We start from the raw sequence: 15,601 nt of genomic DNA on the forward strand, positions 1-15,601 counted from the left end.
AACACCCGGTCCCATCCCGAACCCGGAAGTTAAGCCCTTCAGCGCCGATGGTACTGCATGGGAGACCGTGTGGGAGAGTAGGACACCGCCGGACTCATATTGCAGAAAGGCCCCGCCGTCACCGGCGGGGCCTTTCTCGTTTGTGGCACGGTGGACGGTCAGCCGGGCCGGTGAGCGATCTGGATCAGGTTGCCGCAGGTGTCGTCCAGGACGGCCGTGACCACCGGGCCCATCTCGACGGGCTCCTGGACGAAGCGGACACCGAGACCGCGCAACCGTTCGTACTCGGCCTTGACGTCGTCGACGGCGAAGGAGGCGTACGGGATGCCGTCGGCGACCAGTGCCTCTTTGAACGGCTTCACCGCGGGGTGGCTACTGGGTTCGAGAAGCAGGTTGGTGCCTTCCGGGTCTTTCGGGGACACCACCGTCAGCCACCGGTCCTCGCCCAGGGGGACGTCGTGCTTCTTCTCGAACCCCAGTACGTCGGTGTAGAACCTGAGCGCCCTTTCCTGGTCGTCCACGAACACACTGGTCAGAGTAATTCTCATCCGGGTTGCCTTTCCGCCTGCATCGCGCCGCCGTCAGGGACGATCGGCGCCCGTGGGTCTGCTGAGCCACCGCTCGACGATGAACTGGAGCGGGCTGGTGTTGATGTAGTGGAACTTGTAACGGCCCTCGCGCCTGGTCTCGACCAGGCCGGCGGCCTCAAGGACGTCGAGATGCTGCGAGATCGCCTGCCGTGACGAACCGAGCCCGTGCATGGTCGTCAGGCGCCCGCAGATCTCGAAGAGCGTCTGACCGTTGTGGCGGGTCAGCTCGTCGAGGATGGTGCGCCGGGTGGGGTCGGCCAGCGCCTTGAACATGTCTCCCACTCACCCAACGTTAGGCAAGCCACTGCTTGCCTGTCAAGATCGGTGGCGCATGGGCCCGTCAGTTGGTCCAGTGCCCTGCCGCACCAGCCTGTATGCCGCCGGCCTCGTCAATGCCGGTCTTACCGGGACGCTCGTTCCGTCCTGGACCCGCTCGCTGTGGTGGCCGGGTCGAGGGGCGCCGCTCGCAGGAGGAGCGGCAGGGCGGTGGCGGTCAGGCAGAGCAGACCCGCTACGAGGGTGGCCGTGTGGAGGCCGTCCAGAGTGGCGAGGACTGGATCGGTCGCCGACGAGAGCGCATCGACGCGGGCCGTGACGATGGCCGCCAGGCCGGCGGTCCCGACGCCGCCGAGGAACTGCGGCAGCTGAGACAGGCCGCCTGCGATGCCCTGCTCGTCGTCCCGCAGCCCGGAGGTCATGGTGGTGATGAAGGTGACGACCGTCAGGACGTGGCCGAAGCCCATGGCGCCGGATGTGGCGAGCAGGAGCGGGAGTCCGCCCTCCACGGGCAGGAGGACCATCGCGCCGGTGCCGACGCCCTGGACGGCGAGGCCGAGGCTCATGGTGCGGGTCCTGCCCAGCACTGCGATCACCCGGGCGGCCAGCACTCCCGCGATGAGGGCCGCGGTGCCCTCCGCCAGGAAGCCGGCGCCCGTCGCCAGCGCCGAATAGCCGAGCACGTCCTGCATGTAGAGGCTGAGGAGGACCGTGGTCCCGCCGCACATGCCGAGGGTGACGAAGCCGACCAGACCGCTCCACTTCACCGTCGGCCTGTTCAGCAGGCCCAGCGGGATCAGAGGAGCCGGGTGCCGCCGCTCCACCAGGAGGAACGCGCTCAGGGAGAGCGCGGCCAGGGAGAACGAACCCAGCGTGGGAGGGCTCGCCCAGCCCGCATCGGCGCCCGTCGATATGCCATAGACCAGGGCGAACAGGCCGATGCTCGCCAGTACGGCTCCGGGGACGTCCAGGCGGGCCGTCGCCCGTGTGCCGGTGTCGCGTGGCAGCGTGGTCGTGCCGAGCAGCACCAGGACGCTGATGGCGGTCAGGAGCAGCATGGTCCAGCGCCAGTTCAGGCCGCTGGTGATGACGCCGCCGCCCAGGGTGCCGAGGACGAACCCCAGCGACAGCACCGCGCCGTTGACGCCCAGCGCCCGCGTGCGGCGGGGTCCGTCCGGGAACGCCGCGGTCAGCAGCGCGATGGCGGTCGGGGTGATCATCGCGGCGGACGCGCCCTGGCCCGCGCGGGCGGCGATCAGCAGCGCGGGCCCGGTCGCCAGTGCCGCGGCCAGGGAGAGCCCCCCGAACAGGACGACTCCCAGGGTGAACAGCCGGCGGCGGCCGACGATGTCGGAGACGCGGCCGAACAGGGGTAGCAGGCTCGCGGTCGGGAGCAGGCAGGCCGTCGCGACCCACTGCAGCGAACCGGTGCTCGCGAAGCCCAGATCGCGTCCTATCTCGGGCAGGGCCACGGTCACGACCGAGTAGTCCAGCCCCGTCATGAACGTGGCGCCGCACAGGGTGAGCAGGACCAGCCATCCGCGGCGGCCGAGCGCGCTGGAACGCGCGTGCCGGATCGAGTCGTCCGTCATGTTCGCCTTTCCTGAGGTGTCGTGCCGGAACGCGAGACGGCGTCCCGGCACGGCCCACCTTGCGGCGAATCGCGAGTGCTACCCAGCCCCCTGGTGAGGGCACCCCTGCGGTGCCTACACCTGACAGGTGCAGGCGAAGAGGGGCGGAAACGGGCATGCTGGACGGCATGGATCAGCGGTCCGACCTCGGCGAGTTCCTGCGCAGCCGCCGCGCCCGGCTGCGCCCCGAGGAAGTCGGCCTGCCCGACTACGGGGGGCGGCGGCGCGTGCCCGGGCTGCGCCGCGAGGAACTGGCGCAGCTCGCGGGCGTCAGCGCCGGGTACTACACACGCCTGGAGCAGGGGCAGAGCACCAACGCCTCGGAGGCCGTCCTCGACGCGGTCGCCCGCGTCCTGCGGCTGGACGAGACGGAGCACGCCTACCTGCGGAGCCTTGCCCGCCAGAAGGCGGAACCGCGCCGGCGCCCGCGTCCGGAGCGGCTGCGCCCCGCGGCCCGGCTCATGGTCGGCGCGTTCGGCGACAACCCCGCACTGATCATGGGACGCCGCTACGACGTGCTCGCCTGGAACCGCGCCGCGCACGCGCTCCTCGCCGGGCACCTCCCGTTCGAGGCCCCCGAGCAGTCCCGCGGACGTCCCAACATCGCCCGCCTGGTCTTCCTGGACCCGCACACGCGCGAGCTGTACGCCGACTGGCGGACCAAGGCCCGGGACACGGTCGCGGACGTCCGCATGACCGCCGTCCGCTACCCCCACGACCCGGAACTGACCGGCCTCATCGGCGAGCTCACGGTGCACAGCCCGGAGTTCGCGTCCTTGTGGGCGGCGCATCCGGTCCAGGACTGCGCCGTCCGGTACACGCGCGAGTTCCGGCATCCGCTGGTGGGCGCGATGACGCTGAACAACGAGATCATGGAGCTGTCCAACGACGAGGGCCAGCGCATGGCCGTGTTCACCGCCGACCCGGCGACCCCTTCGGCCGCGGCGCTGAGCCTGCTCGCGGGCCTGGCCGGGGAGGCCGCCGGCGTGGCCGGCGGCCTCGGAAGCGGAGCCGTTCGGGCGGCGACGCCGCCGGGAGAGTCCGCTCGGAATCGCTGAGGAGCGGGCCGCGTCCCACTCCCAAGCGAAAGATCGTTAAGGCGGTGCACACGGGCTCACCGGCATCAGTGAGCCGGTGCCACCGGTCACCGAGGGCATCCCGCTCCACGACTCGGTGGAGCAGACTCTCACCATGACTCGAAACGACCAGCCGGCCGCGTGACGGCGTTACGCCAGCGCGTTGAAGACCGCTTCGGCGCGGTCGCGCTTGGCGTAGAGGTCCCATGCGGTGTCGGCGATGTCGTCGGGGTTCAGGGTGCCGATGGTGATGCCGTCCATCTCCTCCATCCGGGACATGACCATCCGGTGGATGTCGCCGCGTTCGATCAGGCCGCCGATCGTCAGCGTGCCGGCGTAGATTCCCTTCTCCGTCAGGGCCGCGTTCAGCGTGAGGGCGTAGTTCCGCAGAGCCGCCGAGGAGAGCGTGAGGCCGCCGAGCATGGGCATCGGAACGACGGCGCTGAGGCCGCCCGCGAACAGCAGCCCGCCGCCGCCGCGCTCCAGCATCCCGGGCAGGACGGCGCCCACCACGTCGATCGCGGGATAGACCCAGCTCATCGCCTTCTTGGCGGTCGGCACGTCGGCCGAGGTGATGGGGGTGGGCCGGGCATCGGGGTCAGCCGCGCCGGGGCCGTAGTAGACGACGTCGACGGGGCCGACGGCGTCGAGCGCGGCGAGCAGCGCGTCACGGTCGTGGACGTCCGCGGCGCGGGCCGTGGCCTCGATGCCCTCGGCCTCCAGCGCCGCGAGGTAGCCGGGGTGGCGCGCCGGGTTCCTGGACAGGAGCACGATCTTGTGGCCTTCGCGGCCGAAGCGGTGCGCGACGGACATGCCGAGACCCGGTCCGGCCCCGATGACGACGGTCGTGGATGACATGTAGATCTCCAGAAAGTTGAGGATGCCCTCAATTTAACACGAAACTTGAGGGTCTCCTCAATTTCATAGGATGGGCGCATGGCCGGGAAGAGCAGGCCGCCTCGGGCGGACGCCGTGCGCAATCGGGACAAGCTGGTGGCCGCCGGTGCGGCCGTGTTCGGGGAACGCGGCCTCGACGCGCCGCTGGAAGAGGTCGCGCGGCGGGCGGGCGTGAGCATCGGCACGCTCTACAACCACTTCCCCGCGCGGGAGAACCTCTTCGACGCCATCTTCCCCGCCCGCCTGGCCGCTCTCGACGAGATCGTCGAGCTGTCCCTGGCCGAGCCCGATCCCTGGAGGGGGTTCGTCGGCTACATCGAGGGGCTGTTCGCGTTGCAGGCCGAGGACCGCGGGCTCAACGACGCGCTCGCCCGGCGCTACCCCGGCGCCTCCGAGTTGAACGCCGCCTGCCACCGGGGGTTCGACCACCTGGTGACGACCATGGCCAGGGCCAAGGAGTCCGGGGATCTGCGCCCCGACTTCGAACCGCAGGACGTCGTGCCGCTGATGTGGGCGATGTCGCAGGTCATCCGGGAGTCCGCGGACGCCGCGCCCGACGCCTGGCGGCGCTGCCTCGGATTCTTCCTCGACGGGCTGCGGGCCGAGGCCGCGCGGCCGCTGCCCGTTTCGGCGCTGACCCCCGAGCAGATGGCCCGTTTCACGGCTTGAGGCCGGTGCGCCGGCGACTCTCCTGTGTTCGGCTTTCGAGGTCGCCGAGGAGAGCTTGCAGCTCCTCCAGTTCGTCTTCGCTGAACACACGGATGCCCGCGCGGCGCAGGAGCGCGGCCGTCACACCGGAGCCGGGGACCGGCGTGCCGGTGAAGGTGCCGTCGTAGACGCGGTGGCCGCCGCAGGACGGGCTGCCCTCCTTCAGCAGGGCGAGGCGGGCCCCGGCGCGGCGCGCGGTCTCCAGGGCCAGGCGGGCGCCGCGGAGGAACTCGCCGGTGACGTCGGCGCCGCTGCCGGTGAGGATGCGGGCCGTGCCGTCGAGGACGTCGCCGCCGTCCCCGCCGACGATCTCGGCGGGCGGGCGGGGGACGGGCAGGCCACCCGACACCTCGGGGCAGAACGGGACGAGGCGCCCCTCGGCGCGCCAGCGTTCGAAGGGGCCGCCGGCCATCGGCTTCGCCGCGCCGTCGTAGCGGACGGGCCGCCCGGCGAGGCACGAGCTGATCAGGATGCGCTGCACGCCGTCCAGCCTATGCGGGCCGCGTCCCATCGCCCTGGTGGAGACCGCCGCCACCGGCTCCCTGGACGGTCCGGGCGTCCCGCCCCCGACCCGCGACATCCGAAGCCGTCGCAGGTCGAAGGAGAGAGGCGGCCCAGCGGAAGCCCCTCCTACTGGCCGGCGCGGATGCGGTTGACGGCGATCTGGGCGACGCGGACGGCCGCGCCCGGGTTGAGGCGGACGCCGCGCCAGGCGAGGCGGCCGTGGGCGGGCGCGACGATGAGGGCCTGGTTCCTGGCGACGCCGCGCATGATGTCGCGCGCGAGCTTCTCGGCCGTGTAGAGGCGCGGAGCCGCCTTCGCGATGTCGCCGGTGGCGTCGCCGCTCAGCGGCGTCTCGGGCAGGTCGGGATTGACGTTGTGCAGCAGCGGGGTGTCCACGAAGCTCGGGCACACCACGCTGACCTTGACGCCGCGCCCCGCGGCCTCGGCGCGCAGGCCGAGGGAGAGACCGACGACGGCGTGCTTGGTGGCGGTGTAGGGGATGCCGATCGGCATCGGGACGAGCCCGGCGAGCGAGGCGGTGTTGACGATGTGGCCGCGGCCCTGCTCCAGCATGATCGGATAGGCGGCGTGGACGCCGTGCACCACGCCCTTGAGGTTGATGTCGATGGCGCGGTTCCAGTGGTCGAGGGTGAGCTCCTCGGCCAGCCCGCCGACCGCGATGCCCGCGTTGTTGAACACCAGGTCGAGCCGCCCGTGGTCGGCCTTGACGCCCGTGTAGAGGTCGGCGACGGCGTCGGCGTCGGTGACGTCGAGGGCGGCGGAGACCGCCTTGCCCTTGCCGAGGGTGTTCAGTTTGTCCGCGACCTGCGCGGCGCCCTCGGCGTTGATGTCGGTGACCACGACGGTGTCGCCGCGCACCACCAGGGAGGTGGCGACCGCACGGCCGATGCCGGACGCTCCTCCGGTCACGATCGCGATGCTCATTGCGCGCTCCGCTCGGGTGAACAGCGGGTCCGGGCTCGGGGGTGGAGCGAGCCCGGACCGCACTGGCTAATTGGATCTTCTGTTCAATTGCGTGGATTCTAGGCGGCGGCGCGGGCCGCCGGTACTCACCGGGACGACAAACTCGCCGCCGCCGACTCGTCCCGCCGCTCGATCCGGAGCCGCCGGGGTCGAGGCGGCGCGTCCGCAGCCGGAGGGCGAGAGCGGACGCCGGCCTTCTTCAGCCCGATCGCCGTCCCCGGGTCCGGGAACCCGTTCCGATGACGGCGACCCTGGAGGGGCCGCCCTCGGCCTGCGTCACGCTCAGGCGGCCTTGACCGGCTGGACGGCGCGGCGCTGCTTGGGCTCGTCCCAGATGCCGAAGGCCTTCCAGACCTGCTTGTTCACCGGCGTGACCACGCCGAGCTCGGCCATCAGGTCGCGGATCTTGCCGACCGAGTTGGAGATCTCCGCCTGCGCCGCGTCGTTGTGGTAGGCGGCGCGGACGACGTCCTTCGGGATGTTGAAGTGCCGCACCATGGGCCCGGGCGGGGACAGCATGATCCGCGCCATCACGCCGAGGACGACGGGCGTCGCGATGCCGAGGATCCGGCGGCGCGCCGGGTGCATGTTCGGGACCCGGTGCTTGAGGTAGTGCCGGGCGAACGAGATGTGCCGGGCCTCCTCCGCGATGTGGATCCTCATGATGGTCTCCTCGAGCGGGTGCTTGATGTGCCCGCCCTTGAGGGACTTGCGCTGGACGTAGTCGATGGGGTCCTCGCCGCCCAGCACGAAGACGAAGAACATCTCGGTGCTGACCAGCGGGATCCACGGGGCCGCCTGCGCGATGAGGCTGAGCGCGCGCGGCATGCCGCGGATCGGCATCTTCGTCCGGTTCACGAACTCCTGGAACATCATGCCGTGGTGACATTCCTCGGTCGTCTCGTGGTAGACGTACCGGAACTCGGGCCGCCCGTTCGGCAGCCGGTAGGCGTAGTTGAGCAGTCCGCGCTTCAGCAGGTTCTCGAACTGCAGCCCGATCTTCATCGCGGTGGCGACGCGCCAGAGGCCGATCTGCGACTGGATCTCCGGCGGCTGCGACTGGTACCACGCCGTCTCCCCGAGCCGGTCGAACGGCGGCAGCACCCAGCGCGGGTCGTGCTTGTCGACGAGGAACTCGGGGTCGTCCCAGGGGATGTCGGCGTAGGCCTCCCAGTGCTTGTCGACCGAGGCCTTGTTCAGGCGGTCGATGACGCCGAGGTACGACTTCTTGTCCTTGACCTGCTCGCGGACCTCGTCGGCGAGTTCGGTGGGGGCTTTCGGCATGGGGGACGCTCCCTCGGGGTGGTGCGGTCGGCCGGGGCCGGTGCGTGACGGGTCGTGGCTAGGGGCCGGTGCGGGGCCGGGCCTCCGCCGTGCCCCGCTCGGGGACGATCAACTGCGCGACGTCCTTGACCTGGCGCAGCACCGCGGCCTGGTGGCCGTCGGCGTCGTCGTCCAGCGCGTTCTGGATGGACAGCCCGACGAACATCGCGAACAGGGTGCGCAGCGTCGTCGAGACGAAGTCGGGGGGGAGGGTGTTGTCGGGGAACAGCCGCTCGAACGTCTCCGTGATCACCTGGAGGATCCGCTCGTTCAGGTCGCGGCACAGCGGCCGCAGCTCGTCGTCGGTGCGGGCCGCCACCGCCAGCTCCATGAGGGCCTTGGCCGGCCGGCCGCGGAACACCTCCCAGAGCAGGTCGAGCGCGCCCGACACGTTGCGCCGCTCAGCGGGCAGCACCGCGAAGGCCGTCTCGTAGGCGAGGCGCTGCGCCTCCAGCAGGTGCTCCAGCGCCGCCGCGACGAGGACCATCTTCGTCGGGTAGTGGTGCTGCTGCGCCCCGCGCGAGACCCCGGCGCGGCGCGCGACCTCCGTGGTGGACGTCCCGGACCAGCCGAGGTCCACCAGGCACTCCGTGGTGGCCTCCAGGAGCCTGGCCTGCGTGCGCTCCCTGCGCTCCTCCTGCGTGCGGCGCCCGGAGGAGCCGTGCCGGTGGCGTCTGCGGCTGCTTACTGACACGCCCCCGACGGTACGAGCGCGACATACATGCAATCAAGCCTGCATGTATGTTGCCCGCATCACAATTGGACATCGCGTCTTATTGATCTTCGCCGGTCCGCCGAGTACCGCGCCGGACGTATCCGGCCCTCCGCGCGGCCTCCCCGGGGAGCAGGCGCAGTGCATCTCCCGGCCCGACGACGGGCCCCATGGCGCCACGCCACGATCCCGGTCATGGAAAACGCAGCGGAAGCAAGGCGATCGACCGGCGAGGCCGTCGCGGGCGGCGCCCGCACGGTGGGCCTCGGCAAGGTCTACGGGTCCGGCGCCATGGCGGTGCGGGCCCTCGACGACGTCAGCGTGGAGTTCCCGGCCGGCCGGTTCACCGCGATCATGGGGCCGTCCGGGGCCGGGAAGTCCACGCTCATGCACTGCGTCGCGGGCCTGGAGGACGCGACGTCCGGCCGGGTCTACGTCGGCGGCCAGGAGCTCGGGGCGCTGTCGGACCGCCGCCTGACGCGGCTCAGGCGCGAGCGGATCGGGTTCGTGTTCCAGGCGTTCAACCTGCTCCCCACGCTGACGGCCCGTGACAACATCCTCCTGCCCCTGACCCTCGCGGGGGCGGGCCCGGAGCGGGAGTGGCTGGACACGGTCGTCCGTGTCCTGAAGCTGGGGGACCGGTTGTCGCACCGGCCGTCGGAGATGTCGGGCGGGCAGCAGCAGCGGGTGGCCTTGGCGCGTGCCCTGGTCACGCGCCCGCAGATCGTGTTCGCGGACGAACCGACCGGCAACCTCGACTCCCGTACCGGCGGCGAGGTGCTGGCTCTCCTGCGCGACGCCGTGGACCATCTGGGCCAGACCGTGGCGATGGTCACCCACGACCCGGTCGCCGCCGGGCACGCCGACGCGGTGGTGTTCCTCGCCGACGGCCGGATCGTGGACGTCATGGACGCGCCCACACCCGACCGCGTGCTCGACCGCATGCGCGGGCTGGGGGACCCCCGATGACCGGGCTCGTCTTCAAGGAGCTGTGGGGACGCAAGCGCCGCATGGCCGGATCCCTGGTGGCGGTCTTCCTCGGCGTGACGTTCCTTACCGGGACGCTCGTCCTCGGTGACACCCTCGCGGCGAGCATCGACGGGTACGTCTCCAGTGCGTACGGCGACACGGACGTGGTCGTCCGGAACGCGACCAGGGTGAGCGACGCGCCGTGGGGCGCGCGCGGGCAGATCGACGCGGCCGTCCTGGACAGGGTGCGCCAGGTGAAGGGCGTCGCCAACGCCGAGCCGACCATCGAGGGGTCGGGGCAGCTGCTCGCCAAGGACGGCACGACGATCCCGTCGCGCGGGCCCCGGACGGCGGGCAACTGGAAGACCGACCCGAAGCTCAACCCCTACCGGCTCGCCGGAGGGCGGGCGCCCCGCGCCCCGGACGAGGTCGTCATCGACAGGATGTTCGCCGACGAGGGCCACCTGAAGGTCGGTGACCGGACGGCGGTGCTCACGCCCGAGAAGGTCCCGGTGACCGTCGTCGGCATCAGCATGTTCGGCGACGAGGAGGCCTTCGGCGAGACGTCGTTCACGGCGTTCTCCCTCGACGGCGCCCGCAGGCACGTCGCGAAGGGCGCCGACCGCATCAGCGGCGTCGCCGTCCGCGCCGAGGACGGCGTCGACCAGGCGGAACTGGCGTCCCGCGTGCGGGCGGCGCTGCCGGCCGGGGTCCAGGCCCTGACGAAGAAGGCGCAGGTCGAGGAGGGCATGAGCCTCGTCCAGAACGGCTTCCTGCGCGTGTTCCGGACCGTTCTGGCCGCGTTCGGCGGCGTGGCGCTGCTGGTCGCCGCGTTCAGCATCCACAACACGTTCGCGATCACGATGGCGCAGCGGACCCGCGAGTCGGCCCTGCTGCGCGCGCTCGGCGCCGGGCGCCGGCAGGTCGTCACCATCGTCGGCTTCGAGGCACTGGTGATCGGCGCCGCCGCGACCCTCGCCGGGCTCGCCGGCGGGCTCGGGTTCGCCGCCCTGCTCCGGGAGCTGTTCATCCGCTTCCGCATCGGGATCGCGCTGGAGGGCCTGACCGTCGCCGCCACCACGGTCATGATCGCGGTTCCGGTCGGGCTGCTGGTCACGCTGGCCGCCGCGCTCGGCCCGGCGCTGAGGGCGTCGCGGGTGCCGCCGCTGGCCGCGCTGCGCGAGGTCGCGGCCGAGGCGTCCCGGCCGTCGGAGACCCGGCTCATCGTCGGCGGCGTCTTCGCGGCGGTCGCGGTCGGCACCGTCTCGTTCGGCGCGGTCACCGGGCAGCTGTCGATGGCGGCCGCGGGCGCGGTGGTGACCGTCGTGTCGATGGTCGTGCTCGGCCCCGTCGCCGCCCGTCCCGTCGCGGCGCTGCTCGGCGGGCCCGCGGCGCGGCTGCGCGGCGTGCCCGGGGCGCTCGCGCGCGACAACGCCACCCGCAGCCCGGCGCGCACGGCCGGGGCGGCGACCGCGCTGATGATCGGCGTCGGGGTCGTCACGCTGATGACGGTGTTCCTCGGATCGCTGCGCGCCTCCCTGGAGGACGGCGTCGCCGGGTCGTTCAAGGGACCGATCGTCGTGGACGCGGGCACCAACGAGACCGGCGGGTTCGCCACCTCGCTCGTGCGGGAGGCGGCGAAGCTGCCCCAGGTGGGCGACGTCGCCGGGATGGGCACGGGCGGCATGCGGGTGGACGGCGCGCCGTCCACCGTCAGCGTGGCCGACCCGTCCAGCCTGCGGCGCGTCCTCGACCTGGACGTCATCCAAGGCGGCCTCAACGACGCCGGTACGTTCGCCGTCTCGAAGAAGGCAGCGGACGACAACGGCTGGCGCGTGGGCACCGCGGTCGGCGTGACGTTCGCGGACGGTGCCTCACAGAGGCTCACCGTGGGGGCCGTCTACGACAACACCGACATGACCGGTGACTACCTCGTCCCGCGGTCGGTGTGGAACGCGCACACCAGGCAGCCGCTGGACACCAGGGCGTTCGTCGAGTTGAAGCCCGGCGCGTCGGTCGCCTCCGCCCGGCAGGCACTCACCGCGCTGGCCAAGCCGTACGGGGCGCCCGCCGTGGAGTCGCGGGAGGAGTTCGTGGCGGCGCAGACCGAGGAGATGGCCGGCTTCATCAGCGTCGTCTACGGGATGCTGATCCTGGCCATCGTCGTCGCGCTGCTCGGCATCGCCAACACGCTGTCGCTCGCCGTCCACGAACGGACCCGCGAACTCGGCCTGCTCCGCGCGGTCGGTGCGACGCGCCCGCAGATCCGGTCGATGGTGCGCTGGGAGTCGGTCATCGTGGCGCTGTTCGGCACCGGTGGCGGCCTCGGCCTCGGGGTGTTCCTCGGCTGGGGCCTCGGCGCCGCCCTCGGCCACCCGTTCGCGCCGCCCGCCGCGCAGGTCGCGGTCATCGCCGTGGTCGGCGCGGTCGCCGGAGCACTCGCCGCGATCCGTCCCGCGCGCCGCGCGGCGCGGCTGGCGATTCTGGCCGCCATCTCCGCACCGTGACATCGCCGCGCCGTGGCGCGCCCGTCCCCGTTCCCCCGGCGCCGCGCCCGGGGAACGGGGCGTCCTCCCAGGTCGCACGACCGTTCCGGGGCGGGCCGCGTGTCGCGCGCGGGCCGTGGCTAAGGTAAGTCCATGCAGGTCAACCAGTCGGGCAAGCTGACCAATGTCTGTTACGACATCCGCGGGCCGGTCCTCAAGCGCGCCAAGCAGTTGGAGAACGAGGGAAGCAAGATCCTCAAGCTGCACATCGGCAACCCGGCCCCCTTCGGGTTCGAGGCACCGCCCGAACTCCTCCAGGACATGATCCGCAACCTGCCGGAGGCGCACGGCTACAGCGACTCCAAGGGCATCCTCCCCGCGCGCCGCGCCATCGTGCAGGGCTTCGAGGACAGCGGCGTCACCGGCGTCGACGTCGAGGACGTCTACCTCGGCAACGGCGTCTCCGAGCTCATCGTCATGACGCTGCAGGCGCTGCTCAACGACGGCGACGAGGTGCTCATTCCGACGCCCGACTACCCGCTGTGGACGGCGTCGGTGTCGCTGTGCGGGGGCACGCCCGTCCACTACCTGTGCGACGAGGACGACGGGTGGCAGCCGAGCCTGGACGACATCGAGTCCAAGATCGGTGACCGCACCCGCGCCCTGGTGATCATCAATCCGAACAACCCGACCGGCGCCGTCTACTCGCGCGAGGCGCTCACGCGGATCGTCGAGGTCGCCCGCCGCCGCAACCTGATCATCTTCGCGGACGAGATCTACGACCGGATCCTCTACGACGACGCCGAGCACGTCCCGATCGCGTCCCTGGCCCCCGACCTGCTGTGCCTCACCTTCGGCGGCCTGTCCAAGAACTACCGCGTCGCCGGGTTCCGCTCGGGGTGGGTCGTGCTGTCCGGACCGAAGGAGCACGCCGAGTCCTACATCGAGGGCCTCGACATCCTCGCCAACATGCGGCTGTGCCCGAACGTCCCGGGGCAGCACGCCATCCAGGCCGCGCTCGGCGGCTACCAGAGCATCGACGACCTCGTCCTGCCGACCGGGCGCCTCGGCGAGCAGCGCGACCGCGCCTGGAAACTGCTGAACGACCTGCCGGGCGTCAGCTGCGTCAAGCCGCGGGGCGCCCTCTACGTCTTCCCGCGCCTGGATCCGGAGATGTACCCGATCGAGGACGACATGCGCTTCGCCCTCGACCTGCTGGAGCAGCAGAAGCTCCTCATCGTGCAGGGGACCGGGTTCAACTGGCCGTCCACCGACCACTTCCGCATCGTCACCCTCCAGTACGCCGACGACCTGGAGGACGCCGTCGGGCGCATCGGGGAGTTCCTCTCCACCTACCGCCGCTAGGCCTCGGTCGCGGCGGCGTCCAGGCGCCGGAGCGCGCCGCGGACGACGGCGGGATCCGTGGTCGCCCAGAACGGCGGCAGCGAGTTCTTGAGGAAGCCGCCGTAGCGGGCCGTGGCGAGCCGCGGGTCGAGGACGGCGACCACACCGCGGTCGTCCATCGAGCGCAGCAGCCGGCCCGCGCCCTGGGCGAGCAGCAGCGCCGCATGCGTCGCCGCGACCGCCATGAACCCGTTGCCGCCGCGCGCCGCGACGGCCCGGGACCGCGCCGACGACACCGGGTCGTCCGGGCGCGGGAACGGGATGCGGTCCATGACGACGAGCTGCAGTGAGGGGCCGGGGACGTCCACGCCCTGCCAGAGCGACAGGGTGCCGAACAGGCAGGTCCGCTCGTCCTCGGCGAACTGCTTCACCAGCAGGGACGTGGAGTCGTCGCCCTGGCACAGCAGCGGGTGGGTCAGGTGGTCCTTCAGTTCGTCGGCGGCCTGGCGCGCGGCGCGCATCGAGGAGAACAGGCCGAGCGTCCGCCCGCCCGCCGCCTCGATCAGCTCGGTGATCTCCGTCAGGTAGGCGTCGGCGAGGCCGTCCCGCCCCGGCTGGGGCAGATGCCGCGCGACGTAGAGGATGCCCGCCTTCGGATGGTCGAACGGCGAACCGACGTCGAGTCCCGACCAGACGACCTCGGTCTCCTCGCCCTTCTCCGTCGCGGTCTGCGCGAGGCCCTCGGCGGCGGTCCTGGCGTCCCTCGGCCCGCCCTCGTCCAGCGGCGGCAGGCCCCACTGGCGGGCGAGCGGCTCGAAGGACCCGCCCAGCGTGAGCGTCGCCGACGTGAGGACCGCGGTGCGCTGCTCGAACAGCGTCGTGCGCAGCAGCCCGCCGACACCGATCGGCGCCACGTGCAGCGCCGGCGGCCGCTTCGGGCGCCCTTCCTGGACGAACGGCTTCTCCAGCCACACCACGTCGAAGCGCTGCGCCATCTCCGGCTGGAACGCCTCCAGGATTCGCACGGCCGTGTCATGCAGTTCCTCAAGCGAGGAACGCGCCGCTTTGCGCGCGGCCATGTCGCCGGGGTCGGACTCCTTCTTCTCCGGCCCGAGCGCCGTGACGCACGCGTGTGCGGCGTCCCGCACGGACGCCAGGGTGTTGCCCAGGGCGCCGGACAGGACGTCCATACGGCCCGCGGGCATCTCCTCCAGCAGAAGGCCGAGCCCTTCGGCGGCCTCCTTGAGCCGGTCGGCGAGGTGCTCCTCGGTCAGCCGCCCGCACCGCCGCGCGGCGGTCTCCACGCCGGCGGCGCTCAGATCCCCGGTCGCGACCGAGGTGACCCGGTCGACCAGCTCGTGGGCCTCGTCCACGATCACCACGTCGTGCTCGGGCAGGACCTGGAACTCCTCCAGGGCGTCGATGGCCAGCAGCGCGTGGTTGGTGACGACGATGTGCGCCTCGCCGGCCTCCGCCCGCGCCAGCTCGGCGAAGCACTCGCTCCCGTGCGGGCACCGCTGCGCGCCCAGGCACTCCTTCGCCGTCACGGCGACCTGCCGCCACGCCTGCTCGCCCACCCCCGGCACCAGCTCGTCGCGGTCGCCGGTCCTGGTCTCCTCGGCCCACTCGTTCAGCCGCTTGACCTGCCGTCCGAGGGAGGACAGCTGCTGCGGGTCGAACAGGCTCGGCCCGCCGTCCTCCTCCTCGGGCACGCCCGTCTGCACCCGGTGCAGGCACAGGTAGTTGCGGCGGCCCTTGAGGATCGCGAACTTCAGCTCCGTCCCGAGCAGCGGCCCGAGGGCCTCCGCGAGCCGCGGCAGGTCGCGGTCGACGAGCTGCCGCTGCAACGCGATCGTCGCCGTGGACACCACCACGGTCGTCTTCTCCTTGACGGCATGCCGGATCGCGGGGACCAGATAGGCGAGAGACTTGCCCGTCCCGGTGCCCGCCTGCGCGGCGACGTGCTCCCCGGACTCGATGGCGCTCTCCACCGCCTGCGCCATCGTCACCTGCCCGGGGCGCTCGGCGCCCCCGACGGACGCGACGGCCGCGGCGAGAAGGGTCGCCATGTCGGGAATCTGGGTCTCGCTGCCGGTCAGCA

Annotated in this window: 14 protein-coding genes and 1 rRNA gene; 6 read left to right on the plus strand and 9 right to left on the minus strand. The window is 72.0% G+C overall.

Annotated features, from left to right (window positions below; translation table 11 throughout):
* Positions 1-94 (plus strand): 5S ribosomal RNA (rrf, locus tag CHC11_RS35880); the annotation flags it as partial.
* Positions 95-158: 64 nt separating this feature from the next.
* On the opposite strand, the gene CHC11_RS35885 is transcribed toward rrf, so the two are convergent.
* From CHC11_RS35885 to CHC11_RS35895, 3 genes are all read right to left on the minus strand, one after another.
* The gene (locus CHC11_RS35885) at positions 159-548 is read right to left on the minus strand and encodes a VOC family protein (protein WP_089316352.1); all 390 of its coding nucleotides are present in this window, start codon (positions 546-548) and stop codon (positions 159-161) included.
* Between the two features lie 33 nt (positions 549-581).
* Positions 582-863, minus strand: a complete 282-nt coding sequence (locus CHC11_RS35890; RefSeq protein ID WP_179279179.1) for an ArsR/SmtB family transcription factor — start codon at positions 861-863, stop codon at positions 582-584.
* Positions 864-991: 128 nt separating this feature from the next.
* Positions 992-2,458: an MFS transporter gene (locus CHC11_RS35895; RefSeq protein ID WP_089316354.1), complete on the minus strand. Its 1,467-nt coding sequence runs from the start codon at positions 2,456-2,458 to the stop codon at positions 992-994.
* A gap of 167 nt (positions 2,459-2,625) precedes the next feature.
* On the opposite strand from CHC11_RS35895, the gene CHC11_RS35900 reads away from it, so the two are divergent.
* Positions 2,626-3,555, plus strand: coding sequence for a helix-turn-helix transcriptional regulator (locus tag CHC11_RS35900; protein ID WP_089316443.1), 930 nt, complete (start codon positions 2,626-2,628; stop codon positions 3,553-3,555).
* Positions 3,556-3,723: 168 nt separating this feature from the next.
* Here CHC11_RS35900 and CHC11_RS35905 read toward each other — a convergent pair whose 3' ends face one another.
* Positions 3,724-4,431: an SDR family NAD(P)-dependent oxidoreductase gene (locus tag CHC11_RS35905; RefSeq protein ID WP_089316355.1), complete on the minus strand. Its 708-nt coding sequence runs from the start codon at positions 4,429-4,431 to the stop codon at positions 3,724-3,726.
* A gap of 78 nt (positions 4,432-4,509) precedes the next feature.
* Here CHC11_RS35905 and CHC11_RS35910 point away from each other — a divergent pair, with 78 nt between their 5' ends.
* Positions 4,510-5,139: a TetR/AcrR family transcriptional regulator gene (locus CHC11_RS35910; RefSeq protein WP_089316356.1), complete on the plus strand. Its 630-nt coding sequence runs from the start codon at positions 4,510-4,512 to the stop codon at positions 5,137-5,139.
* Here the strand turns inward: CHC11_RS35910 and CHC11_RS35915 are convergent.
* From CHC11_RS35915 to CHC11_RS35930, 4 genes are all read right to left on the minus strand, one after another.
* On the minus strand, positions 5,129-5,659 hold the full coding sequence (locus tag CHC11_RS35915) for a 2-thiouracil desulfurase family protein (protein WP_089316444.1): 531 nt from the start codon (positions 5,657-5,659) through the stop codon (positions 5,129-5,131). The genes CHC11_RS35910 and CHC11_RS35915 overlap by 11 nt on opposite strands.
* A gap of 149 nt (positions 5,660-5,808) precedes the next feature.
* Positions 5,809-6,627 (minus strand): SDR family NAD(P)-dependent oxidoreductase, encoded by an 819-nt coding sequence (locus tag CHC11_RS35920; protein ID WP_089316357.1) that lies wholly within the window; start codon positions 6,625-6,627, stop codon positions 5,809-5,811.
* A gap of 321 nt (positions 6,628-6,948) precedes the next feature.
* Positions 6,949-7,950, minus strand: coding sequence for an AurF N-oxygenase family protein (locus CHC11_RS35925; RefSeq protein ID WP_089316358.1), 1,002 nt, complete (start codon positions 7,948-7,950; stop codon positions 6,949-6,951).
* Positions 7,951-8,008: 58 nt separating this feature from the next.
* A complete protein-coding gene (locus tag CHC11_RS35930) occupies positions 8,009-8,683 on the minus strand; it encodes a TetR/AcrR family transcriptional regulator (protein ID WP_089316359.1) in 675 nt (224 codons plus the stop codon).
* Between the two features lie 213 nt (positions 8,684-8,896).
* Here CHC11_RS35930 and CHC11_RS35935 point away from each other — a divergent pair, with 213 nt between their 5' ends.
* The 3 genes from CHC11_RS35935 to CHC11_RS35945 all read left to right on the plus strand — a co-directional run bounded on the left by CHC11_RS35935 (position 8,897) and on the right by CHC11_RS35945 (position 13,521).
* Positions 8,897-9,670: an ABC transporter ATP-binding protein gene (locus tag CHC11_RS35935; RefSeq protein ID WP_089316360.1), complete on the plus strand. Its 774-nt coding sequence runs from the start codon at positions 8,897-8,899 to the stop codon at positions 9,668-9,670.
* Positions 9,667-12,177: an ABC transporter permease gene (locus CHC11_RS35940; RefSeq protein WP_089316361.1), complete on the plus strand. Its 2,511-nt coding sequence runs from the start codon at positions 9,667-9,669 to the stop codon at positions 12,175-12,177. The genes CHC11_RS35935 and CHC11_RS35940 overlap by 4 nt, the downstream gene beginning before the upstream one ends.
* Before the next feature lie 132 nt (positions 12,178-12,309).
* Entirely contained in the window at positions 12,310-13,521 is a 1,212-nt protein-coding gene (locus CHC11_RS35945) for a pyridoxal phosphate-dependent aminotransferase (RefSeq protein ID WP_089316362.1), read from the plus strand.
* Here CHC11_RS35945 and CHC11_RS35950 read toward each other — a convergent pair.
* Positions 13,518-15,569: an ATP-dependent DNA helicase gene (locus CHC11_RS35950; RefSeq protein WP_179279181.1), complete on the minus strand. Its 2,052-nt coding sequence runs from the start codon at positions 15,567-15,569 to the stop codon at positions 13,518-13,520. The genes CHC11_RS35945 and CHC11_RS35950 overlap by 4 nt on opposite strands.
* Positions 15,570-15,601: the final 32 nt, after the last annotated feature.

Origin of the sequence: Actinomadura mexicana (genome assembly GCF_900188105.1) — a bacterium.
Taxonomy (GTDB): domain Bacteria; phylum Actinomycetota; class Actinomycetes; order Streptosporangiales; family Streptosporangiaceae; genus Spirillospora; species Spirillospora mexicana.

Coding starts and splice junctions, on each gene's coding strand:
- CHC11_RS35885 (WP_089316352.1), bottom strand. CDS start 548: ATGAGAATTACTCTGACCAGTGTGTTCGTGGACGACCAGGAAAGGGCG.
- CHC11_RS35890 (WP_179279179.1), bottom strand. CDS start 863: ATGTTCAAGGCGCTGGCCGACCCCACCCGGCGCACCATCCTCGACGAG.
- CHC11_RS35895 (WP_089316354.1), bottom strand. CDS start 2,458: ATGACGGACGACTCGATCCGGCACGCGCGTTCCAGCGCGCTCGGCCGC.
- CHC11_RS35900 (WP_089316443.1), top strand. CDS start 2,626: ATGGATCAGCGGTCCGACCTCGGCGAGTTCCTGCGCAGCCGCCGCGCC.
- CHC11_RS35905 (WP_089316355.1), bottom strand. CDS start 4,431: ATGTCATCCACGACCGTCGTCATCGGGGCCGGACCGGGTCTCGGCATG.
- CHC11_RS35910 (WP_089316356.1), top strand. CDS start 4,510: ATGGCCGGGAAGAGCAGGCCGCCTCGGGCGGACGCCGTGCGCAATCGG.
- CHC11_RS35920 (WP_089316357.1), bottom strand. CDS start 6,627: ATGAGCATCGCGATCGTGACCGGAGGAGCGTCCGGCATCGGCCGTGCG.
- CHC11_RS35925 (WP_089316358.1), bottom strand. CDS start 7,950: ATGCCGAAAGCCCCCACCGAACTCGCCGACGAGGTCCGCGAGCAGGTC.
- CHC11_RS35935 (WP_089316360.1), top strand. CDS start 8,897: ATGGAAAACGCAGCGGAAGCAAGGCGATCGACCGGCGAGGCCGTCGCG.
- CHC11_RS35940 (WP_089316361.1), top strand. CDS start 9,667: ATGACCGGGCTCGTCTTCAAGGAGCTGTGGGGACGCAAGCGCCGCATG.
- CHC11_RS35945 (WP_089316362.1), top strand. CDS start 12,310: ATGCAGGTCAACCAGTCGGGCAAGCTGACCAATGTCTGTTACGACATC.
- CHC11_RS35950 (WP_179279181.1), bottom strand. CDS start 15,569: ATGGCGACCCTTCTCGCCGCGGCCGTCGCGTCCGTCGGGGGCGCCGAG.